The organism is Lentzea terrae (assembly GCF_003265345.1).
In the GTDB taxonomy this organism is placed as follows: Bacteria; Actinomycetota; Actinomycetes; order Mycobacteriales; family Pseudonocardiaceae; genus Lentzea; species Lentzea terrae.
In genome coordinates this window covers 540,517-562,148 of the sequence record NZ_QFWW01000006.1, presented here as the reverse complement: position 1 = coordinate 562,148, position 21,632 = coordinate 540,517, and the positions used below count along the sequence as shown (strand labels likewise).

20 protein-coding genes are annotated in these 21,632 nt (G+C 68.9%); 13 read left to right on the top strand and 7 right to left on the bottom strand.

All coding sequences use genetic code 11. The features are described 5' to 3' along the window. Positions 1-6 precede the first annotated feature (6 nt). The 3 genes from DI276_RS11740 (at position 7) to DI276_RS11730 (ending at position 2,779) form a co-directional block, all read left to right on the top strand. Complete coding sequence (locus DI276_RS11740) at positions 7-1,080, top strand: S8 family peptidase (protein ID WP_332874635.1); 1,074 nt, start codon at positions 7-9, stop codon at positions 1,078-1,080. 101 nt (positions 1,081-1,181) lie between these two features. Then, positions 1,182-2,357: a S8 family peptidase gene (locus DI276_RS11735; RefSeq protein ID WP_112263281.1), complete on the top strand. Its 1,176-nt coding sequence runs from the start codon at positions 1,182-1,184 to the stop codon at positions 2,355-2,357. Positions 2,358-2,413: 56 nt separating this feature from the next. After that, entirely contained in the window at positions 2,414-2,779 is a 366-nt protein-coding gene (locus DI276_RS11730; RefSeq protein ID WP_112263280.1) for a hypothetical protein, read from the top strand. Here DI276_RS11730 and DI276_RS11725 read toward each other — a convergent pair. After that, complete coding sequence (locus DI276_RS11725; RefSeq protein WP_112263279.1) at positions 2,750-3,037, bottom strand: hypothetical protein; 288 nt, start codon at positions 3,035-3,037, stop codon at positions 2,750-2,752. The genes DI276_RS11730 and DI276_RS11725 overlap by 30 nt on opposite strands. A gap of 359 nt (positions 3,038-3,396) precedes the next feature. Between DI276_RS11725 and aspS the strand changes: the two genes are divergently transcribed. The 4 genes from aspS (at position 3,397) to DI276_RS11705 (ending at position 8,224) form a co-directional block, all read left to right on the top strand. Next, on the top strand, positions 3,397-5,175 hold the full coding sequence (gene aspS / locus DI276_RS11720) for an aspartate--tRNA ligase (RefSeq protein WP_112263278.1): 1,779 nt from the start codon (positions 3,397-3,399) through the stop codon (positions 5,173-5,175). Further along, positions 5,175-6,116, top strand: coding sequence for a DUF389 domain-containing protein (locus DI276_RS11715; protein ID WP_112263277.1), 942 nt, complete (start codon positions 5,175-5,177; stop codon positions 6,114-6,116). Before aspS ends, DI276_RS11715 begins: the two co-directional genes overlap by 1 nt. A gap of 102 nt (positions 6,117-6,218) precedes the next feature. After that, positions 6,219-7,391 (top strand): hypothetical protein, encoded by a 1,173-nt coding sequence (locus DI276_RS11710; protein WP_112263276.1) that lies wholly within the window; start codon positions 6,219-6,221, stop codon positions 7,389-7,391. Positions 7,392-7,444: 53 nt separating this feature from the next. Further along, positions 7,445-8,224 carry an SGNH/GDSL hydrolase family protein gene (locus tag DI276_RS11705; protein ID WP_232836584.1) on the top strand — a complete coding sequence of 260 codons (780 nt, stop codon included), beginning with the start codon at positions 7,445-7,447 and terminating at the stop codon, positions 8,222-8,224. On the opposite strand, the gene DI276_RS11700 is transcribed toward DI276_RS11705, so the two are convergent. Genes DI276_RS11700 through DI276_RS11685 form a run of 4 tightly spaced genes read right to left on the bottom strand, consistent with a single transcriptional unit; the run spans position 8,200 to position 13,782 of the window. Beyond that, positions 8,200-9,954 (bottom strand): glycosyltransferase family 39 protein, encoded by a 1,755-nt coding sequence (locus tag DI276_RS11700; RefSeq protein WP_112263274.1) that lies wholly within the window; start codon positions 9,952-9,954, stop codon positions 8,200-8,202. The two genes, DI276_RS11705 and DI276_RS11700, sit on opposite strands and share 25 nt — an antisense overlap. Further along, complete coding sequence (locus tag DI276_RS11695) at positions 9,951-11,669, bottom strand: ArnT family glycosyltransferase (RefSeq protein ID WP_112263273.1); 1,719 nt, start codon at positions 11,667-11,669, stop codon at positions 9,951-9,953. Before DI276_RS11695 ends, DI276_RS11700 begins: the two co-directional genes overlap by 4 nt. A gap of 18 nt (positions 11,670-11,687) precedes the next feature. Beyond that, positions 11,688-13,079, bottom strand: coding sequence for a sensor histidine kinase (locus DI276_RS11690; protein ID WP_112263272.1), 1,392 nt, complete (start codon positions 13,077-13,079; stop codon positions 11,688-11,690). Beyond that, positions 13,057-13,782, bottom strand: a complete 726-nt coding sequence (locus DI276_RS11685) for a response regulator transcription factor (RefSeq protein WP_269814250.1) — start codon at positions 13,780-13,782, stop codon at positions 13,057-13,059. The genes DI276_RS11690 and DI276_RS11685 overlap by 23 nt, the downstream gene beginning before the upstream one ends. Positions 13,783-13,891: 109 nt before the next feature. Between DI276_RS11685 and DI276_RS11680 the strand changes: the two genes are divergently transcribed. From DI276_RS11680 to DI276_RS11665, 4 genes are all read left to right on the top strand, one after another. Next, complete coding sequence (locus tag DI276_RS11680) at positions 13,892-14,395, top strand: hypothetical protein (RefSeq protein WP_157984658.1); 504 nt, start codon at positions 13,892-13,894, stop codon at positions 14,393-14,395. 94 nt (positions 14,396-14,489) lie between these two features. Beyond that, positions 14,490-16,142 carry a bifunctional metallophosphatase/5'-nucleotidase gene (locus DI276_RS11675; RefSeq protein ID WP_232836583.1) on the top strand — a complete coding sequence of 551 codons (1,653 nt, stop codon included), beginning with the start codon at positions 14,490-14,492 and terminating at the stop codon, positions 16,140-16,142. 74 nt (positions 16,143-16,216) lie between these two features. Next, positions 16,217-16,672, top strand: a complete 456-nt coding sequence (locus DI276_RS11670; RefSeq protein ID WP_112263268.1) for a hypothetical protein — start codon at positions 16,217-16,219, stop codon at positions 16,670-16,672. A gap of 10 nt (positions 16,673-16,682) precedes the next feature. Then, complete coding sequence (locus tag DI276_RS11665; RefSeq protein ID WP_112263267.1) at positions 16,683-16,997, top strand: sunset domain-containing protein; 315 nt, start codon at positions 16,683-16,685, stop codon at positions 16,995-16,997. On the opposite strand, the gene DI276_RS11660 is transcribed toward DI276_RS11665, so the two are convergent. Next, positions 16,994-17,449 (bottom strand): HAD domain-containing protein, encoded by a 456-nt coding sequence (locus DI276_RS11660; RefSeq protein WP_112263266.1) that lies wholly within the window; start codon positions 17,447-17,449, stop codon positions 16,994-16,996. The genes DI276_RS11665 and DI276_RS11660 overlap by 4 nt on opposite strands. Positions 17,450-17,472: 23 nt before the next feature. On the opposite strand from DI276_RS11660, the gene mug reads away from it, so the two are divergent. Next, positions 17,473-17,967, top strand: a complete 495-nt coding sequence (gene mug, locus DI276_RS11655) for a G/U mismatch-specific DNA glycosylase (RefSeq protein WP_198680571.1) — start codon at positions 17,473-17,475, stop codon at positions 17,965-17,967. Between the two features lie 191 nt (positions 17,968-18,158). Beyond that, positions 18,159-20,990 (top strand): AfsR/SARP family transcriptional regulator, encoded by a 2,832-nt coding sequence (locus tag DI276_RS11650; RefSeq protein WP_112263265.1) that lies wholly within the window; start codon positions 18,159-18,161, stop codon positions 20,988-20,990. Here DI276_RS11650 and DI276_RS11645 read toward each other — a convergent pair. After that, on the bottom strand, positions 20,980-21,531 hold the full coding sequence (locus DI276_RS11645; RefSeq protein ID WP_112263264.1) for an NlpC/P60 family protein: 552 nt from the start codon (positions 21,529-21,531) through the stop codon (positions 20,980-20,982). The genes DI276_RS11650 and DI276_RS11645 overlap by 11 nt on opposite strands. Positions 21,532-21,632: the final 101 nt, after the last annotated feature.

Below are 21,632 nucleotides of genomic sequence, written 5' to 3'. Positions count from 1 at the left end.
CTTCCTGTGAGAGCCCTGCTGGCAGTCGCCGCCCTGGCGGCAGCGGTCGTGGTCGCTCCGGCGTCCGCGGCCACGTCCTCGTACATCGTGGTGCTTCGCGATGGTGCCGTGTCTTCGTTCGGCGGTGTTGTCGAACACCGGTACACCAGTGTTTTCAACGGTTTCAGCGCTCGGCTGACAGCTGCGCAGCTGCGTTCGCTGAAGGCCGACCCGAACGTGTCCCACGTGGAGCGTGACGGGATCGTGCACGCGAACGCCACCCAGCTCAACCCGCCGTGGGGGCTGGACCGGATCGACCAGCGCGCGTTGCCGTTGGACCAGCAGTACTCGTACACGAGCACCGGCTACGGCGTGAACATCTACGTGATCGACACCGGCATCCGGGTCACGCACACGGACTTCGGCGGCCGTGCCAGGAACGGCTACGACTTCGTCGACAACGACCCGGTCGCGCAGGACGGCAACGGCCACGGCACGCACGTCGCCGGCATCGCCGCGGGCACGAAGCACGGCGTCGCCAAGCGCGCCACCGTGTGGGGAGTCAAGGTGCTCGGCGACAGCGGCAGCGGCACGATCGCCGGTGTGATCGCGGGCATCGACTGGGTGACGAAGAACGCCGTCAAGCCCGCGGTGGCGAACATGTCGTTGGGCGGCAGTGCTTCCGCCGCACTGGACGACGCGGTGCGCAAGTCGATCGCGTCCGGTGTCTCCTACACGGTCGCGGCGGGCGGCAGCAACACCGATCCGAAGAACACTTCTCCGCAACGGGTTGCGGAGGCGATCTGCGTGGGTGCGTTGACGCGGAACGACACGAAGTCGTCCTCGTCGAACTTCGGTCCGCTGGTGGACATCTGGGCGGCCGGCGTAGATGTTCCCTCCACCTGGAACACGAACGACACGGCGACCAACACGTTGAGCGGATCCTCGATGGCCGCACCGCACGCGGCCGGTGTCGCGGCCCGTTATCTGCAGTTCAACCGTGCCGCCACGCCTGCTCAGGTGGAGCGCGCATTGGTTACCACGGGCACTCCGGGAACGCCACCCGTCACTCGTATCCTTTACTGGCCACCGTCTCTGTGAATGGTGAAAACACAGGTTCGTCCTAATCTTTAGGACACTCTTGGCAGGAGCCGGGTCACAACTTTAGCGTCGAAAGTGTTCGTTCCCCTGCAAAGAACGGAATGCACATGACGCGTAAGACCCGGTTCCTGGCCGGTGCCGGCGTGGCGACTCTCGCCATGTCGGTCCTGATGACGCCCGGAGCGTCCGCCGCAGAGGGCGAGATCCGCTCTCTCGGCGCCCCCGAGAAGATCGCCGGCAGCTTCATCGTGAAGCTGAAGGACAGCAAGACCTCCGCGCACTCCCTGGCTTCCCGCTTCGGCGCGAACGTGGAACGCGACTACGCCAGCTTCGGCGGCTTCAACGTCAAGCTGACCGAGAAGCAGGCCAAGCGTCTCGCGGCCGACCCGTCGGTCGAGTACGTCGAGCAGGACCAGGTGATCCACACCCAGGCGACGCAGACGAACCCGCCGTCATGGGGGCTTGACCGCGTCGACCAGCGCAACCTGCCGCTGAACAGCTCCTACAGCTACACGACCACCGGCTCCGGTGTGAACGTGTACGTCGTGGACACCGGCGTGCGCATCAGCCACTCCACGTTCGGCGGCCGCGCGGTCAACGGCTACGACGCGGTCGACAACGACAACGTCGCCCAGGACGGCAACGGCCATGGCACGCACGTCGCCGGTACCATCGCGGGTTCGCAGTACGGTGTCGCGAAGAACGCGCGCATCGTCGGCGTGCGCGTGCTGAACAACTCCGGCTCCGGCACGCTCGCCGGTGTCGTGGCGGGCATCGACTGGGTGGCGCGCAACGCGGTCAAGCCCGCGGTGGCGAACCTGTCCCTGGGCGGCGGCGCCAACTCCTCGATCGACGACGCCGTGCGCCGCGCCATCGCGGCGGGCGTGACGTTCGCGGTCGCGGCAGGCAACTCCAACGCCAACGCGTCGGGCTTCTCCCCGGCCCGTGTCGGTGAGGCGATCACCGTCGGCGCCACCGAGCGCACCGACGCCCGCGCGTCCTACTCGAACTTCGGCTCGATCCTGGACATCTTCGCGCCGGGCAGCAGCATCACCTCGGCCTGGCACACCGGTGACAGCGCCACGAACACCATCTCGGGCACGTCGATGGCCACCCCGCACGTCGCCGGTGCGGCCGCGCGGTACCTGCAGAGCAACCCGTCGGCCACGCCGGCTCAGGTCGCTTCGTACCTGATCGCGCAGTCGACGCCGTCGAAGGTGACTTCGCCGGGCTCGGGTTCGCCGAACCGTCTGCTGTACCTCGCGCCCACTGCGTGAGTTGAGTTTTGAAGGGGCCGCGGCTTCGGTCGCGGCCTTTTCCTATTCTGGTGTCCATGTTGGAGGGCCTGAACTCCGTTGCGTGGCACGAGATCGACCACGCGTACGGTCCCGCGCTGGACACGCCGGGCCATCTGCGGGCGTTGCTGTCCAACGATCCCGAGGAAGTCGCGCAGGCCATCAGGGACCTCGACCGGACTATCCATGAGGAGGGCGGGTTCGTCTGCCCGGCGGCCACGGCCGTGCTGCCGTTCCTGGTCGAGGTGATGCCCGTGCTCGGCGCCGACCATCGGGCCGCGTTGCTGGACATGATCGAACGGATTGCCTGCTACGGGGACGCCGAGCAGGTCGACCGCGGCTGGCACGCCGCGTGGGCGTCGGCTCGGCCGCAGTTAGAGGACGTGCTCCGCGACCTTCAGTGACACGAGGTAGAGGACGACCATCAGCGCGGCACCGAGGTACGGCCAGTAAGCGCGCGGCTCACGCAACGCGCGGAACCACGTCGCGAAGGTGGCGGACAGGCCGATCACGATGGTGCCGACCGTGGCCATCATGAACGGCGCGTAGCAGGTACCGGTGCACGTCTGGACCGGGGTGAAGCCGAGAATCCCGAAGAAGAGCACGCCGACGCCCACCACGAACATCACGAGCATGCCGAAGACGGCGACCGGGATCCGCATATCGACGCACGCTAGCCAACCGAGATCATCTCCGCCTGGGAAACCCGTGCGAGGGTTTCGGTTGACCGCCGGGATCGGCTGGCTCCGGGTGGGGCCGGTCGAGGTCGCCTGTGTTTGGGCAGGCCCGTGCGAGGGTTTCGGTTGGCCGCCGGGATCCGCTGGCCCAGCGCGCCGGCGGACCGAGATCACTCGCGCTTGGGAGAGTCCGTGCGAGGTTTCGCTCGGCCATCGGGATCCGCTGGCCCCGAGCGCCGGCCAACCGAGATCATCTCCGCAGGAAAAGCCCTGCGTGAAATTCTGTCGGTGGCTCCAGCTAGCCTTGACGGCAAAGCTGACTTCGTCTACAAGGAGCCACCACCGTGTTGCGCACGCACGAGGCCGGATCACTCCGGGCCGAGCACGCCGGGCAGTCCGTCACCCTCACCGGGTGGGTCGCTCGCCGGCGTGATCACGGCGGTGTCATCTTCATCGACCTCCGCGACGCGTCCGGTGTCGCCCAGGTCGTGTTCCGCGAGGGCGAGATGGCCGAGCGCGCGCACCGGCTGCGCAGCGAGTACGTCGTCAAGGTCACCGGCGAGGTGAGCAAGCGGCCCGAGGGCAGCGAGAACCCCGAGCTCCCCACCGGTGCCATCGAGGTCTACGTGAGCGACCTCGAGGTCCTCAACGAGGCCGCGCCGCTGCCGTTCCAGGTCGAGAGCGACGTGGAGCCGGGCGAGGAGGCGCGCCTCAAGCACCGCTACCTCGACCTGCGCCGCAGCGGCCCGGCCAAGGCCATCCGGCTGCGCAGCGAGGTCAGCCGGATCGCCCGCGAGGTGCTGCACGGTGAGAAGTTCGTCGAGATCGAGACCCCGACGCTGACCCGTTCCACGCCCGAGGGCGCGCGTGACTTCCTGGTGCCGGCGCGGCTGCGTCCTGGCTCCTGGTACGCGCTGCCGCAGTCGCCGCAGCTGTTCAAGCAGCTGCTGATGGTCGGCGGCATGGAGCGCTACTACCAGATCGCGCGCTGCTACCGGGACGAGGACTTCCGCGCGGACCGCCAGCCCGAGTTCACCCAGCTCGACATCGAGATGAGCTTCGTCGAGCAGGACGACGTCATCGCGCTGACGGAGAAGCTGCTCGCCGCCATCTGGAAGGAGACGAAGGACGTCGAGCTGCCGCTGCCGTTCCGCCGCATCTCCTACGCCGAGGCGATGGCGAAGTACGGCTCGGACAAGCCCGACCTGCGCTTCGAGCTCGAGCTGACGGAGCTGACCGAGTACTTCAAGGACACGACGTTCCGCGTGTTCCAGGCGCCGTACGTCGGTGCCGTGGTCATGCCCGGTGGTGCGAGCCAGCCGCGGCGCACGCTCGACGCGTGGCAGGAGTTCGCCAAGCAGCGCGGCCACAAAGGGCTCGCGTACGTGCTCGTGCAGGAAGACGGCACGCTCGGCGGGCCGGTCGCGAAGAACCTCACCGACGCCGAGCGCGACGGTCTCGCCAAGGCGGTCAACGCCAACCCCGGCGACTGCATCTTCTTCGGTGCCGGCGACCCGAGGGACGCGCGGGCGCTGCTCGGTGCGGCCCGCGTCGAGATCGCGCACCGCGTCGGCCTGGTCGACGAGAACGCGTGGGCGTTCGCGTGGGTCGTCGACTTCCCGATGTTCGAGTCGGTCGACAAGCTCGAGGCCGGTGACGTCGCGGTCGGTGGCAGCAACTGGACGGCCCTGCACCACGCGTTCACGAGCCCGACGCCGGAGTGGATCGACAACTTCGAGACCGACCCCGGCAACGCGCTGGCCTACGCCTACGACGTGATCCTCAACGGCAACGAGCTCGGCGGTGGTTCGATTCGTATCCACCGCGCGGACGTGCAGCAGCGCGCGTTCAACGTCATGGGCATCGGTGCCGAGGAGGCGCAGGAGAAGTTCGGCTTCCTGCTCGACGCGTTCAAGTACGGCGCCCCGCCCCACGGCGGCATCGCGCTCGGCTGGGACCGCCTCGTCATGCTGCTCGCGGGCGCCGAGTCGATCCGCGAGGTCATCGCGTTCCCGAAGAGCGGTGGCGGCTACGACCCGCTGACCGCCGCGCCGGCGCCGATCACGCCGCAGCAGCGCAAGGAAGCCGGCGTGGACTTCAAGCCGGAACAGAAGCAGCAGTAATGCTGCGGCTGAGGGTGGTCTGCCCGGCAGACCAGTCCGACGCCGCGGTGAAGATCCTCCGCGACCACGCCGGGGCCACCCACCTGGTGGTCCTGCGTGGCGCGGCGATCGATCCCGAGGGTGACCTGATCACCGCCGACGTGGCGCGGGAAGCGGTCGACGAGATCGTCATCGCGTTGTGCGACCTGCACATCGACCACACCGGCGGCGTCACGATCGAGTCGATCGACACGTCGCTGTCCGACGCCGCCGACCGCGCGGAGGAGAACGCGCCGGGCGAGGGCTCGGACGTGATCGTGTGGGAAGAGCTGATCGCGAAGTCCGGCGAGGAGTCCCGGCCCAGCGTCACCTTCCAGGCGTTCCTCACCATCGCCTGCCTGCTGGCGGCGGTGGGTGTCGCGACGAACTCGCCGGTCACGATCGTCGGCGCCATGGTCGTCGGACCGGAGTTCGGCCCGCTCGCCGCGATCGCCGTCGGGCTCGTCGCGAAGCGGTGGGACCTGGTCAAACGGGCATCGATCGCGCTCGGCATCGGCTTCCCGCTGGCCATGCTGATCACGGCCGTGCTGACGTGGTTCGGTGAGCTCGGCGGGCTGTTCGCCAGGGACACGCTCGTCAACGGCCACCAGGTCGACTTCGTCTACCAGTTCGGACCGTTCTCGCTGATCGTCGCACTGCTGGCGGGCGCGGCGGGCATGCTGTCGATGACGTCCGCGAAGTCCGCGGCCCTCGTCGGCGTGTTCATCTCGGTCACCACGGTTCCGGCCGCCGGATACGCCGCGCTGGCCGCCGTTCTCGGAGTGTGGGACAGAGTTGGCCCGGCAGTGGCGCAGTTGGGCATCAACTTGATCGGTATTGTCGTCGCGGCCGCGCTCGTTCTGTTGATCCGCAGGCGCAGGGCAACGGATGGTGTTTCCACACGTCCACTGTCCAAGGGGTGATCCGGAAACAGCGCGAGCCGTTATCAACGAGTGGTGGTAGTCGCAGCCTGGCCGGATTAGCGTCGGTCCGGCTCACGGACATGGGGAGTAGGGTCGGAGGGGATGAGCGTGGAGATCACCGCGGGCCCTCCCGACACGACTTCACCTGAGATCGCTGAAGCTGTCGACGCGGCCGAGCGGGTACTGACCAGGCGTTTGGGCGCGCAGGTGCGTCTCGCGGACCCCGAGGCTCTCGGGGGTACCGGTCGTTCCGTCGTGATCCGGGTGAGAGTCGCCTCCTCGCCGTTCTCGATGCCTCGCACGCTCGTGGTGAAGCGCTATCCGGCTGCGTCCGGCGACCGCGACCCGTGGGCGCACGAGGCCGTCAGCCACCAGCTGCTCACCGCGTTGCCGGCCGAGGAGCGCGCCACACCAGAGCTTTTCGCGCACGACGCGACGTCGCGCCTGGTCGTGCTGGAGGACCTGGGCCGGGCGCCGAGGCTGTCCGAGAAGCTGCACGCGAAGGACGCGCGCGCGGCGGAACGCGGACTGCTCTCGTGGGCGCACGCCATGGGCCGCCTGCACGCCACGACGGCCGGTCGTGACGCCGACTTCGACGCGTTGATGCGCCGGGCCGGTGCGCAGTGCTGCCAGGACCCGATCGCGGTCGACGTGCACGCGGCCATCGCGGGGTTACCGGCGCTGCTCGAGTCCACGTTGGGCGTTGCGACGTCCCCGCAGGCGACCGAGTTCGCGGCCGAGGCCGCCCGCGCGTTCAGCACGTCCCGGCGGCGCGCGTTCAGTCCGTCGACGTCCTGTCCGGACAACCACCTGGTCACCTCGCGCGGTGTCCGGTTCGTCGACTTCGAGGGCGGCTGCGTCCGTGACATCGTGTTCGACGCCGCCGCGCTGCGCGTGCCGTTCCCGTCCTGCTGGTGCGGGTGGGGCCTGCCGCCGGGCATGTCCGAGGCCATGGTCGCCGCATGGCGGGCCGAGGTCGGTTCGGTGTGGCCGGAGATGGACGACGACGCGGTGCTCTTACCGCGGCTGCTGGAGGCCCAGCTGCTGTGGGTGTGGCTCGCGACGTGGCGTGCGCTCTCCAAGCCGATGCCGAGCGTCGACAACGCGCCACCGCGCAGTGTCGTGCTGACCGGCCGGTGGATGCGGCTGCGGGGCGACGCGTTGATCCTGGGCGAGAAGACGGTGGCCTCGCACGCCGACGCGGTGATCGGCGCACTGGCCGACCGCTACGGTCCTGAGGTGCTCGAACTTCCTCTTTACCCAGCATTTCGCTGAACGGTTCCCGCACGGTCATTCCGAGATCACCGGGCACGCTGATCCTGGCCTGTGTGCTGGTGCTACTCGGTGACTCGACAGCGGTCGGTATCGGCGACCTCGTGCCCGGCGGCTGGCGCGGCTTCGGCCCGATCCTCTCGGCCGCCTACCCGGCCGACGGCTACCGCAACTACGCCGTCTCCGGGGCGCGGCTGGCCGACGTCCGACGCACCCAGCTGCCGCGGGCGTTGCGTGACAGGCCCAGTGCCGCCGTCGTCATCGCGGGCGTCAACGACACACTCCGGTCCGACTTCTCGGTGCGGCGGATGCACGAGGACCTCGACCACATCTGCCGCGAGCTGACCGCTGCCGGAGTCTCGGTCGTCACCGTGCGGTTCCACGACCAGGGCCGCGTGTTCAAGCTGCCCGGCCGGTTGCGGCGGGTGCTGAAGGACCGCATCGACGAGTACAACCGCGTGGTCGACGTCGTGGTCGCACGGCACGGCGTGCGGTGCGTCGACCTCCACACGTTGCCCGGCGCGTACGAGCTGGAGACGTGGGCCGTCGACCGGCTGCACCCGTCCGAACGCGGCCACCGGATGCTCGCGCGGGCGTTCGCCGCGGAGTTGCGCGCGGTCGGGCACGCGGTGGGCGAGGTCAGCCTGGAGTGCTCTGGCGGGCGCGAGCTCACGGTGTGGCACCACGTCGCGTGGTTGCTGGTGAAGGGTATTCCGTGGCTGTGGCGGCGAGGTGCGGACCTGCTGCCGTTGCTGTGGAACGACGGGATACCCGTGGAGGCACCCGTCGTTCCCAGTGCCGACCCCGGAGGTCACGCACCCGCAGTCAGGTCGTAGATCGTCTCGCCGCCCGCGGTGACGGACTTGAAGTTCGCCGCGACCCACTCACCGATCTCGCTGTTGCCACCGCTGGGCCCTCCTCGTCCGCCGGCGACGAAGTAGTGCACCTTGCCCTCGGCCACGAGCGCCTTGAACTCGTCCAGCGTCGGCGCGGGATCGCTGCCGTTCCAGCCACCGATCGCGATCACCGACCGGCCGCACGCCAGCTGCAACGACGCCGCGCTCTGGGCCCCGACCGTCGCGGCCGCCCACTCGGTGTCCGTGCCCTTCAACAACTGCACGACCTCGCTCGACGAGGTGCCTTCCCGCATTCCGCCGCCTTGCTGCGTGCGTGGCCCGGACAACGGGATCGAGCCGCTGTGCGTGGTGGCCGCGGTCGCGAACGCGTAGCCGGACGTGCCGAGCAACGCCGCCGCCACGAGCACGGCAGCCAGCCAGCGGCGTCCGTTGACGCCGAACACCAGCGCCAGCACGGCGATCACGGTGACCGCCAGCACGACCCAACGCAGCCACGGCATCCAGTCCGGCGTGCGGTCGAGCAGGATGAAGCCCCAGACATCGGTCGCCGCGACCATCGCCATCAACGCAATCCGCACCGGGAAGTGCGTCCGCCCACGCCACAGCTCACGTCCCACAATTCCCACGAGAGCGGCGATCGAAGGCGCTAGCGCGACCGTGTAGTAGGGGTGCGTTGTGCCGCTCATGAAGCTGAACACCACACCCGTGACGAGCGTCCAGCCACCCCACACGATCAGCGCCGCACGAGTGCGGTCGGTGCGCGGCGCGCGGCGCAGGAACCACAGCCCGGTGCCGAGGCCGATCAACGCGGCGGGCAGCAGCCAGGAGATCTCCGGGCCCATGCTGACGCCGAACAACCGGCCGATGCCCGTCTCGCCGCCGAAACCGATGTTCCCGCCCATGGCACCGCCACCGGAGCTGCCGAAGATGCGACCGAGACCGTTGTAGCCGATCGCCAGCTCCCACAACGAGTTGTTGGTGGACCCGCCGATGTACGGGCGGCTGTCCGCTGGCCACAGCGCGACCAACGCGATGAACCACCCGGCCGACACGATCACGGCGACACCGGCGCCCAGCAGGTGCAGGAGCCGCTTCAGCACCGAAGTCGGTGCGGCGACCAGGTAGGCCAGCGCCAGCGCGGGCAGCACCAGGAAACCCTGCAGCATCTTGGTGAGGAACGCGAAACCGATCGCCGTGCCCGCGAGCGCCAGCCACCACGGGCACGCCTTCTCCAACGCTCGCACCGTGCAGTACGCGGCCGCGACCATCAGCAGCACCAGCAACGCGTCCGGCAGGTTGAACCGGAACATCAGCGTGGCCACGGGAGTCAGCGCGAAGGCCGCACCGGCGAACAACGCGGCACCCGGACCGGACGTGCGCTTGACCGTCGCGTACAGCAATCCCACCGTCGCAACACCTTCCAGCGCCTGTGGGGCGAGCACGGTCCAGCTGGAGAACCCGAATACCTTGGCGAACAGGCCGCTCACCCACAGGAACGCGGGCGGCTTGTCGACCGTGATCGTGTTGCCGGGGTCGAGCGAGCCGAACAGCAACGCCTTCCAGCTCTGCGAAGCAGCCTGGGTGGCCGCGGCGTAGAAGTCGTTGCCGTAGCCCGTCGCGGTGAGGTTCCACAGGTACAGCACCGCGGTTCCGGCCAACAGGCCGAGGAACGCGATGCGGTGCAACGTGTTCCGCTGCATGGCGGTCATGACCCGTCCAGTCGGTAGAGGGTGGTACCGCTGACAGTGGTCGCGGTGTAGTTCTGCGCCACCCACTCCGCGATCTCGTGGGCGTCGTCGCTGCCGGTGTCGCCCTGCATCATCCGACCGGCCGCGGCGTAGTAGTGGATCTGTCCACTTCGGACTATCTCCCGGAACTCGGCCAGGGTCGGCGCGGGATCCGTGCCGTTGAACCCGCCGAGCGCCATCACCGGTTCTCCGCTGGCGAGCTGCAGTCCGGCCGCGTTGTTGGACCCGATGGTCGCAGCGACCCACTTGTACTGATCAGCGTTGTCCTGCAAGAGGGTCACGACTTCGATGCTCGGCGTGGTCGAGCCCAGCAGCCCACCTCCACCGCCCATCCGCCCGCTCGACGGGCCCGCGACGGGGATAGCGCCGGTGTGCGGGGTGGTGACCGTCGCGAAGGAGTAGGTGGTCGGGCCGAGCAGCGCGGCGACGAGTGCGACCGGGATGGCCCAGCGCATCGACAGCACGAGCCCGACGGCTGCGATCAGCCCGGCCATCAGCACGAGCACGGCAACGGGCGTGGAGAAGGCGTTGATCAGCACGTAGCACTGCAGTGCGCTCAACGCGACCGAGCCGGAAAGCACTGCTGCCGCAACGGGTTCGTGCCGGTAGTTCCAGAGCTCCACGGCGGCGATGCCGATGATCGCGGCGATCGCCGGAGCCAGTGCCACGGTGTAGTAGGAGTGGATGATCCCGTTCATGAAGCTGAAGACCCCGGCGGTGACGACGAGCCAGCCGCCCCACAACCCGAGCGCGGTGCGGGCACGGCCCTTCGTCAGCCACAGCCCGGCGATCAGCAACACCAGCGCGGCGGGCAGCAGCCAGGCGATCTGACTGCCCATCTCCTCGCCCAGCAGGCGGCTCCAGCCGGGTGTGCCCCAGCCGCGGCCACCGCCGACGCTGCCGACCTCGTCACCGGTGAGCCGGCCGAGCCCGTTGTAGCCCAGCGTCAGCTCCAGCACGCTGTTCGACTGCGAGCCGCCGATGAACGGCCGGTCTGGCGTCAGCTCGACGGCGACGATCCACCAGCCGCCCGCGACGATCATGGCGCCCAACGCGCCGAACAGGTGCAGCAAGCGTTTGCCCACCGATGTCGGCGCAGCCAGCAGGTACACCAAGGCGAACGCGGGCAGGACCAAGAAGGCTTGCAGCATCTTCGTCAGGAACCCGAACCCGACCGCCACCCCGGCGAGGGCGAGCCAGAACGGGCTGGCGCTCTCCACCGCGCGGGTCACGCAGTAGGCGCCCGCGATCAACAGCAGCACCAGCAACGCGTCCGGGTTGTTGAAGCGGAACATCAGCACCGCGACCGGCGTCAGCGCGAGCACAGCACCGGAGATCAACGCGGCGGCGGGGGAGAACCAGCGGCGCACCGTCGCGTACAGCAGCCACACGCTGCCGACGCCCATCAGCGCCTGCGGCACCAGGATGCTCCACGCGTTGACGCCGAACAGCCGCGCGGACAGGCCCATCACCCACAGCGAGGCGGGCGTCTTGTCCACGGTGATCGCGTTCGAGGCGTCCGACGAGCCGAAGAACCACGCCTTCCAGCTCGTCGCACCGGCCTGCGCGGCGGCGGAGTAGTAGGCGTTGGCCCAGCCCGAGTCCCCGAGCCGCCACAGGTACAGCACCGTGGTCGCGATCAGCAGGACCGCCAGAGCCAGGCGTTCTCGTCTCATGCGGACGAGACTCGCGGCCTAGCCTGGGTCGGTCGTGTGCTCTCGCTGTGAACCACCTGTGCGCAAGGAAACCGTGAACGTGGTGCGGCCCGGCACGCTCTCGACGGACACCTCACCGCCGTGCGCGCCGACCACGGCCTCCACGATCGAAAGCCCCAGTCCGGTGCTGCCCGCCGCCCGCGAGCGCGAGGAATCCCCGCGCGCGAACCGTTCGAAGACCTCCAGGCCGTGCGGGATGCCCGGTCCGTCGTCGGTGACGGTCAGGTCGACGCGTCCGTTGTGGACGGACAGCCCGGTGGTGACCGTGGTGCCCGGCGGGGTGTGCGTGCGGGCGTTGGACAGCAGGTTGCCGATCACCTGGTGCAGCCGTTGCACGTCACCGGACACGACGACGGGATCCTCCGGCAGCGCGAGCTTCCAGCTGTGGTCCTGGCCCGCGATCCTGGCGTCGCCGACGACGTCGAGCACCAGCCGGGAGAGGTCGACGTCCTTGCTCTCCAACGGCCGGCCCGCGTCGAGGCGGGCCAGCAGCAACAGGTCCTCGACCAGTGACGTCATCCGCAGCGCCTCGGACTCGACCCGGCCCATCGCGTGCGCGATCTGCGGGGGTACGTCCTCGGCCGAGCGCCGGGTCAGCTCGGCGTAACCGCGGATCGCGGCGAGCGGTGTTCTGAGCTCGTGCGAGGCGTCGGCGACGAACTGCCGGACCCTGGTTTCGCTGTCGTGCCTGGCTTTCAGCGCCTCGTCGATGTGGCCGAGCATCCGGTTCAGCGCGAGGCCGACCTTGCCGACCTCGGTGGCCGGATCGGTGTCCTCCTCCGGCACCCGCTCGGCGAGCGCGACTTCTCCTTCGTGCAACGGGAGTTCGGAGACGCGCGTCGCGGTCTCGGCGACCCGGTCCAACGGCACCAGCGCGCGCCGCACGATCACCCTGCCTGCCAACGCCACCGCCGCCGCGCCCGCGACGATGAGCCCGGCGAGGATCCAGACCATCTGCCACACCACGTCCGTGACGGGTGCCATGGGCAGACCCTTGACCCTCATCCGGTCGGTCAGCACGCGGAACTCGCCCGGCTCGCCCAGGTCGACCGTGTGCAGGCCCGCGGGCACCCGTTCGAGAGCGGTGATCTCGTCCTCGGTGAGCGGGCGCGGTTGCTGCCAGCCGGGCAGCTCGATGGTGCCGTCGATCCTGCCGTCCCGCCCGATGATCGCGTTGAGGCCCCAGGAGTACGGCGAGCCGGGCGGTGGTGGCCGGAGGTTCGTGACCTGCTGGTCGAGGTTGCCCAGCAGGAACCCGTGCAGCGCGAGCACCGCGATGCCGCCGATCACCAGGCTCAGCGCCGTCAGCAGGACGATCTGGCCCGAGACCAGCTGCGCCCGCAGGGTCTTAGGTCGCAGGCTTGAGGACATAGCCCGCGCCTCGCATCGTGTGGATCATCGGAGCGCGCCCGGCGTCGATCTTCTTGCGCAGGTAGGAGATGTAGAGCTCGACGATGTTCGCCTGACCGCCGAAGTCGTAGCTCCAGACCCGGTCGAGGATCTGCGCCTTGCTGAGCACGCGGCGCGGGTTGGCCATCAGGTAACGCAGCAGTTCGAACTCCGTCGCCGTCAGGTCGATCGCCACGCCGCCGCGCTCGACCTCGCGCGTCTCTTCGTTCAACGACAGGTCGCCGACGATCAGGCGGGCTCCGGCGTCCGCGTCGGTCACGCCGGTGCGGCGCAGCAACGCGCGCAGCCGCAGCACGACCTCCTCCAGCGAGAACGGTTTGGTGACGTAGTCGTCGCCACCCGCGGTCAGGCCGGCGATGCGGTCCTCCACGGCGTCCTTCGCGGTCAGGAACAACACCGGCAGCACGGGGGAGTCCGCGCGCATCCGGCGCAGCACCTCGAAACCGTTGAAGTCCGGCAGCATCACGTCGAGCACGACGACGTCCGGCCGGAACTCGCGCGCGGTCCGCACCGCCGTCTGACCGTCGAGAGCCGTGCGGACGTCCCACTTCTCCATCCGCAGCGCCATCGTCATCAGCTCGGCCAGAGTGGACTCGTCGTCGACCACGAGCACCCGTACCGGCTGCCCGTCCGGCCTGCGGAGTTCACTCTTCATCGCGCGCATGGCTCCCATCGTGAACGCGGATCCTGTGTACCAGCTGTGAGCGCGGCGCACAGCTCAGCCCTACGTCAGACACAGGTTCGGCACAGGCGGCGTGGTCACGGTGGCTGACATGACCGAACAACAGCCGTCCCCGGAGTGGGGCGCACCCCAGCCCGAAGCAAAGCGCCCGGCCTGGACCGCGAAGAAGACCGTCGCGGCCGCGGCCATCGCCGTGGGCATCGCCGCGGCCGGAGGCGTCGCGATCTACGCGGCCAGCGGCACGAACCAGCAGACCGCAGGCATGGGCGGTCCCGGTGGCATGGGTGGAACGCCGCCGGACGGTGGCAACGGCATGCGCGGCCCTGGTTTCGGGCTCGGCTCCGGCTCGGCCACGCACGGCGAGTTCCAGACAGGTGAGGTGACGTCGATCAGCGACACGTCGTTGGAGGTGAAGTCCACCGATGGCTACACGAAGACGTACGTGATCGACGCCGACACGGTGAAGGAAGGCGTCGAGCAGGGTGACACCGTGACGGTGATCGCTACCACAGAGGACGGCAAGACCGTTGCTTCCAGCGTTGTCGAGCCTGGTCAGCGCGGGCAGCAGGGCCGGCAGACGCCTCCGACCCGTTAGCTGGGTGTTTGGTCAAGTGTGAGTGGTTATGGTCGAGTTCAGGGCCCGACCACAACCGGAGGTGAGCGGTCTGCGCACGTTCACACTGACGGTGATGGGCACAACCGACCTGCACGGCAACCTCTTCAACTGGGACTACTACCGGGACCGCGAGTACGACGACTACGCGCACGACGACGTGGGGCTCGCGAAGATCTCCACGCTGGTCTCCGGGATCCGAGACGCCGTGGGGCGGCACCGGACGTTGCTGCTCGACGCCGGTGACACCATCCAGGGCACGCCGCTCGCCTACTACTACGCGAAGGTCGAGCCGATCACGCGCTCGCACGTGCACCCGATGGCGGCCGCGATGAACGCCATCGGGTACACGGCCGCGGCGCTGGGAAACCACGAGTTCAACTACGGGCTCGAGGTGCTGCGGACGTTCGAACGGCAGCTGGACTTCCCGCTGCTCGCGGCCAACGCGCTCGACGTCGCCACCGGCCGGCCCGCCTTTCCGCCGTACGTCGTGAAGACGGTGTGGCGGACGGGCGGGCCACCGTTGCGGGTCGGGATCCTCGGGCTGACCAATCCGGGGATCGCGGTGTGGGACCGCGCTGTCGTGGAAGGGGTGCTGACCTTTCCCGGGCTCGTCGAACAGGCTTTGCACTGGGTGCCGGAGGTGCGCGCGAAGTCCGATCTGGTGATCGTGGCGGCTCATTCAGGCGCCGATCTCTCGTCCTCACTGGGTGATCAGGTGCCGTTCCCGGAGAACTGCGCGGAGTTGGTCGCGGAGACCGTGCCGGGGATCGACGCCGTGCTGGTCGGGCACGCGCACGTGGAGATCCCGCAGCGGTTCGCCATGAACAAGGTGACCGGGCGGCAGGTGCTGCTGACCGAGCCGTTGTTCTGGGGCAAGCGGTTGTCGCTGATGGAGTTCGACCTGGAGTTCGACGGCGGCCACTGGTCGGTGACGTCGTCGCGGTCCTCGGTGTTGTCCTCGGCTTCGGCTCCCGAGGACCCGCGGATCGTCCGGCTGCTGCGGCACGACCACGAGAAGGTCGTCACGTACGTCAACGGGCGGATCGGCACGTGCCTGTCGGCGATGTCCGCGGCGCGCTCACGGTTCGAGGACACGCCTGCTCTCGGGTTCATCAACCACGTGCAGGCTCTCGAGGTTGCCAAGTCGACGTCGTTGCCCGTGCTGTCGTTATGTGCGCCGTTCAACCGTTCGGCGGCGATCCCGGCCGGTGAGGTGTCCATTCGGGACGTCGCCGGGCTCTACATCTTCGACAACACGCTGCTCGGGGTGCGGCTGACCGGGGCTCAGCTGCGGGACTTCCTGGAGGAGTCGGCGCGGTACTTCCGGCAGGTTTCCTCGGCTGGTCCTTTTGCAGCTGCTGAAGTGTCCGCTGATGTGCCGGACTACAACTTCGACATCGCCTACGGGTTGACCGCGCCGTTGCGGTACGACATCGACATCGCTCAGCCGGTGGGGTCGCGGATCGTCGGGCTCTCCTATGACGGAGTGCCGGTTTCGGACTCGTTCGAGTTCGCCGTGGCCGTGAACAACTACCGGCAGGCCGGTGGCGGCGACTTCCCGCACATCGCGTCCGCGCCCGTGCTGCACAACCAGCAGCAGGAGATCCGCCAGCTGCTGATCGACTGGGTCAAGGCCGCCGGCGTCCTGGATCCCTCGGCTTTCGTCCGTTCGGACTGGCGGCTCGTGGCGTTCGGCGAGCCCGTGATCGTCTCCACGAACGGGTGAATTCGGGCGTGTTGTCCTGGGGGTTCTGCTCCAGGTGGTGGCATGCGATCGGCCGAATGAGATAGGTCAGGCGCGTGCAGTTACCGCAGCGCGTCTTCGTCGGCGCCCTAGTCGTGCCGATGCTGCTCGCCTCGGTGGGCACGGCGTTCCGGGGCGAGCCCGAGATCGCGGCCGGTCACCTCGTGTTCGCGGTGCGGTCGTCGGAGATCGTCCTGGCCGGCACCGCGGCTTCGGCTGGGGAGCGCCAGGAGATCGTGGACGCCGTGCGCGGGCTGACCGCCTCCCACCGCATCACCGACATGATCACCCCCAACGTCGGCGAACGCATGCCCGTAACTCCTGCGGTGGCTGCCTCGTTGCTCGGGGTGGTGCTGGACCAGGGCGTCGCGGACTTCACCGGCGTCGTCCACAAAGGACACTTCAGCGCGTCGGCCCGCGTCGCGGACCCGGAACGCGCGGGCCTGCTGAGCGACGGCCTGCGCGCCGCCGCACCCGGCCTGCGGGTCGACGAGGACTTCACTTCGGACTAGGAGCTCTGCGTTGTTCGGCTTCTTCATCCAGATGTTCCTGCTGTGCGCGGGCGCGTTCCTCGCGGGCGTGCTGCTGACGTGGCTGACCATGCGGACCCGCGCTTCGGAGGCACCGGTGGTCGAGTCGCGGCTGTCGATCATGGAGGAGCCGGTGGTGCTGCCGCCCGCGATCAAGGCCAACTCGCGGACGATGATGTTCCACACGCCGGAGTCGCCCTACTACAAGCGGATGAAGGGCGATGCGTTCTTCCACTCGCCGGAGGACGCGCGGCGGGCCGGGTACACGATGTGGACGCCTCGGCCGCGCGTGCCCGCGACCACCTAGGCGGTGCGGAGCCAGGCGTCCAATTCGAGGTAGTCCGCGTCGGTCAGGCCGTGGCGCGGGTCGACGCGGTGCAGAAGGGCCCGGTCGTGGTGTTCGGTGACCCAGGCCCGGTCCGCATCGGTGAGCTCGTCGTCCACCCAGGCGAACGGTCTGTCTCCCGCGAGCGCGACCAGGCCGCGGGTCTTCCAATGCAGGCCGTGGCGGATGTCCGCGGTCTCGGTCGCCGCGTCGTCCGGCCAGGTCGCCACTCGCAGCTTCGGCAGATCGAGCAGCGGTGCGAGGTGCTCGTTCGCGTCGTCCATCCACGTCGTGGCCCAGACGAGCTCACACGGCAGGGCGGCGAGCCACGGCCCGTGCAGCGGGTCCAGGCGGGCGAGACCGGGTGCGCCCGCCACGCCCTCGCCGAACGGGAGCAGCGGGCCGTCGACGTCGAGGAAGAGGATCGGGGTCACGGCAACACCGTAGGCTTGATCGCGTGATTCCCGACGTGCTCAAGTCAGGCCTGGACGTGCTCTTCTGCGGCATCAACCCCGGCCTCGTGTCGGAGGCGACCGGCCACCACTTCGCGCGTCCGGGAAACAGGTTCTGGCCCGCCCTCCATTTGTCCGGTTTCACCCCGAGGCTGTTCGCCCCGGCCGAGCAGGACCAGCTCCTCGACCTCGACCTCGGCATCACGAACGTGGTCGCCCGACCGAGCGCCAAAGCCGACGAATTAACAATTGACGAATTGCGCGCCGGGGGTCAAGAGCTCGCCGAAAAGGTCGAGCGGTATTCGCCGAGGGTTCTCGCGGTGCTGGGCGTCACGGTGTACCGGGCGGCGTTCAACCGCAAGAAGGCGCAGGTCGGGCCGCAACAAGAACTGGTGGGCGGCGCACGGGTGTGGCTGCTGCCCAATCCGAGCGGGTTGAACGCGCACTGGCAGCTGCCGGCCCTCGCCGAGGAGTTCGCACGGCTCAAAGCAAGCCTCTAGAACTGGAACGAAAGTTCACATTCATGCCCACTGAAAGTGGGCGGGACGGACCAAAGTCTCGGCTGGTTGCAGCGACTTTGCGTCCATTCGAGTGGCCTTCACCTTAAAGTGGAACCTGGGGATCCGGACTGCGTCAGAGTTTGGCGATGTCGCGCAGAACTTGGTGAATCATCAACACTGGTGGGGGCACAGTGGAGGTCAGGATTCTCGGGCCGGTCGAGCCGTCAGTGCCGCCGAAGCCCGCGCAGATCCTAGCGGTCTTGGCGGTCGAGTGCGGGAAGATCGTGCCCGTCGAGCGGCTCATCGATCTGATCTGGGGTGAGGAGCCGCCTCCTCAGGCCCGCAAGTCGCTGCAGGTGCACATCAGCAGCCTGCGCAGGACCGGGCTGCCCGTCGAGCACCGGGCGGCGGGCTACGTGCTCAACGCCGACCCGGACGATGTCGACCTGCACCTGTTCCGGAAGAAGGTCGCGCAGGCAGCGGACGAAGCCGACCTCAAGATCAAGGCACAAACGCTCAACAGCGCCCTGAAGCTCTGGCGTGGCACGCCGGTCGTGTTCGCGCAGACGCTCGACGTGCAACGGCTCGCGGCCGCGGAGACGTGGGTCGACGTCGAGCTCGCGCTGGGGCGGCACTCCGAGCTGATCGACGCGCTCGGGATCTTCGTCAGCGAGTACCCGCTGGCGGAACGGCTGCGAGGACAGCTCATGACCGCGCTCGCGCGGGCCGGGCGCCGGGCCGACGCGATGCGGGTGTTCCGGGAGACGCGCAAGGTGCTCATCGACGAGCTGGGCGTCGAGCCGGGCGAGCAGCTGCAGCAGCTCTACCGCGACGTGCTGGAAGGGGCGCGGGACAGCAGGCGCAACTACCTGCCGCGCGACGCAGGCGACTTCACCGGCAGGCACAGGGAACTGAGCAGGCTGCTGGACAGCGACGGCGGTGTCTGGTGGATCGAGGGGCCCGCGGGCGTGGGCAAGTCGGCCCTCGCCGTGCACGCGGCGCATCGGCTGGCCGACCGGTATCCGGACGGGCAGTTGTTCGTCGACCTGCACTCGCCGTCGGGGGCGTTGGACTCGTTGCTGCGCGCGATGGACGTGCCGAGCGAACGGATTCCGGAGTCGGCCGAGGAACGCGCGGCGCTGTGGCGGGCCACGGTCAGCGGTCGGCGGGTGGTGATCGTGCTGGACGGCGTCACGAGCGTGTCGCAGGTCCGGCCGTTGCTGCCCGGCAGTCCGGGCTGCCTGACGTTGATCACGAGCCGGAGCCGGTTGTGCGGGCTCGAAGGCGTGAAACGCATCCCTCTCGACGTCCTGAGCAGCGACGAGGCGGTGACCCTGCTGAAGCGGATCCTCGGCGACGGCCGGATCGCGACGGAACCGGACCAGGCAGAAGAGGTCGCGCGGCTGTGCGGGTACCTGCCGCTCGCGGTGCGGATCACCGGGGCGCGGCTTGCCGGACGGGCGCACTGGCCGGTGTCGAAGCTGGTCAGGAGGCTCGCGGACGAGCGCAGCCGGCTCGACGAGCTGGTCGCGGACGACCTGGCGGTGCGGTCGAGCCTGGAGCTCACGTACCGGGCGCTGGACGAGCAGACCCGAAGGGCGTACCGGACCTTCGGGTTCCTCGGGCTGCCCGAGGTGCCGAGCTTCCTGTGGACTCAGCTGCTCGACGAGGACGTGCTCGACGAGCTCGTCGACGCGCGGCTGCTCGACGCCGTCGGCAGCGCGCGGTACCGGATGCACGAGCTGGTGCGGCTGCACGCCCGCGAGCTCGCGGAAGCCGAGGATCCCCAACAGGACCGCCAAGACCTCGTCCGCCGAGCGGTGGTCGCTGCGCTGTCCACTGTGGATGGATGGACCGAGCAGCTCTTCCTGGCGGTGCCGCGCATGCAGGACTCGCTGGGGATTGTCGCCACGGCGGCGCGCCCCGCGAACAAGGACGCGTGGTTCGCGCGCGAGGAGATCGTCCTCATCAAGCTCGTCGAACGCGCGGCGGAGCTCGGGCTCGCGGAGATCGCGTCGCAGCTCGCCGAGGTGCTGGTGTTCGCCTGGTTCGGGCTCAGAAACCGTTATGACGCTTGGGAACGAACACACACAGCGGCGCTGGAGGCCGTGTGGAAGACGGGGAACGTGCGCCTGGAAGCGGTGCTGCGCTGCAGCCTCGGCCAGATGCACTACAAGCGGGACAACCTCGCGGAGGCGCGGTCGTGGTTCGACACCGCGCAGACGCTGTTCGTGAACCTGGGTGACAAGCGCGGTGAAGCCGTTGCGATGAACGGCATCGGCATGGTGTGCCGCGACCTGGGCGAGTACCCGTGCGCGCTGGAAGCGTTGGGACGGGCCCGCGAGCTGCTGGAGTCGCACGATCCGGAGGGCGTCGGCCACGCGCTCTACGGAATCGGCTCCATCAAACGAGAACTCGGTGACGACGAGGCGGCGCTCAACACCCTCGCGCTCGCGGAGACCACCTACCGCGCGGCGCAGAGCAGGAGAGGCGAAGCACTGGCGGCGCGGGGGATCGGGCTCGTGCACCGCGCCAGGGGAGAGCTGGACCTCGCCGAGGCGCACATCGTGCGCGCCTACGAGATCGTGGCGGGCACCGGGGACGAGCTGCTCGGCTGCTACACCGCCCAGGCGTGGGCGAAGGTGTTGCTGCGCAAGGGTTTGTTCGAGCCGGCGGAGAAGCTGCTGGCCACCGCGAGGGACGGCTGTCGCGACGTCGGTGACCGATTCGGCGAGGCGCTCGTCCGTCGCACGCTTGGGGAGCTGCGGCTCGCGGCCGGCGACCACGCCGGCGCGCGGATCGTGTTGACCGAGGCCCTGGCGTCCTTTGTTGCCCTGGGGCTGCCATTGTGGCGGGCACGGACGCTCAGGGACCTCGGAGCGGTCCACGCCTGTCTGGGGGCTTTCGAAGACGTGGACCGCTGCTGGGGGGAGGCTGCCGAACTGTTCGCGCGGCTGGGCACCCGTGAGTCAGCAGAAGTGCCCAGCTGGCGCGCTCAGTGGCACCTCGCGATCAGCCAGTGATCTTCTTGTACTTCCACGGCGCGTAGCCACCGTCCTTCAGCGTCGCGAGCGACACGGTCTCGTGGTCCATGTCGGTCGCGGTGCTGCCCTCCTCGTAGATCCACATGGAGGTGTGGGCCGAGTTGGCCCACTTCTCGAACAGCTTCACGTGGCCGTTGCGCAGGATCATGTCGCCCGGCTTGAGGTTCGCCCACGAGATCTTCGTCGCGACCTCGTCCAAAGTGGACGTGTTGCGGCTCGTGGTGAGCTTCCACGCCATGGAGACGAAGCCCGAGCAGTCGGTGCGGTACTTCTTGCCCCGGTTGATGTCGTAGGCGTAGGCGCTCTGGCTGTACGGGATCTTGCGGTCCCACCAGTCCTTGGCCCGCTTCATGACCTCGGTGCGCGAGATCGAGCCGCCGTATCCGGCCGCGGCCTCGACCTGCGAGATGGCGGTCTCCTGCTCGGCAGGACCCTCCGGTGCGGCCTGGGCGATGCCGGTGATGCCGGACAGCAGTCCGAGCGAGAGTGCGGTCGCCGCGACGGCGTGGCGGATGCGCATCGTTGTTGCTCCGATCGACTTGTTGGTGACCGGGACTGTCCACGCCGGCGCCAAAGATCGGCCAAAGGTCGATTTAGGCGTCTCTTTACCGCCTCTTCCTA

Bases quoted from the DNA above. Each gene is read 5' to 3' on its own strand.
- DI276_RS11685 (WP_269814250.1), bottom strand. From the start codon at position 13,782: ATGCGCGCGATGAAGAGTGAACTCCGCAGGCCGGACGGGCAGCCGGTA.
- DI276_RS11680 (WP_157984658.1), top strand. From the start codon at position 13,892: ATGACCGAACAACAGCCGTCCCCGGAGTGGGGCGCACCCCAGCCCGAA.
- DI276_RS11715 (WP_112263277.1), top strand. From the start codon at position 5,175: ATGCTGCGGCTGAGGGTGGTCTGCCCGGCAGACCAGTCCGACGCCGCG.
- DI276_RS11675 (WP_232836583.1), top strand. From the start codon at position 14,490: ATGGGCACAACCGACCTGCACGGCAACCTCTTCAACTGGGACTACTAC.
- DI276_RS11690 (WP_112263272.1), bottom strand. From the start codon at position 13,079: ATGTCCTCAAGCCTGCGACCTAAGACCCTGCGGGCGCAGCTGGTCTCG.
- DI276_RS11710 (WP_112263276.1), top strand. From the start codon at position 6,219: ATGAGCGTGGAGATCACCGCGGGCCCTCCCGACACGACTTCACCTGAG.
- DI276_RS11645 (WP_112263264.1), bottom strand. From the start codon at position 21,531: ATGCGCATCCGCCACGCCGTCGCGGCGACCGCACTCTCGCTCGGACTG.
- DI276_RS11730 (WP_112263280.1), top strand. From the start codon at position 2,414: ATGTTGGAGGGCCTGAACTCCGTTGCGTGGCACGAGATCGACCACGCG.
- DI276_RS11700 (WP_112263274.1), bottom strand. From the start codon at position 9,954: ATGACCGCCATGCAGCGGAACACGTTGCACCGCATCGCGTTCCTCGGC.
- DI276_RS11735 (WP_112263281.1), top strand. From the start codon at position 1,182: ATGCACATGACGCGTAAGACCCGGTTCCTGGCCGGTGCCGGCGTGGCG.
- DI276_RS11695 (WP_112263273.1), bottom strand. From the start codon at position 11,669: ATGAGACGAGAACGCCTGGCTCTGGCGGTCCTGCTGATCGCGACCACG.
- DI276_RS11725 (WP_112263279.1), bottom strand. From the start codon at position 3,037: ATGCGGATCCCGGTCGCCGTCTTCGGCATGCTCGTGATGTTCGTGGTG.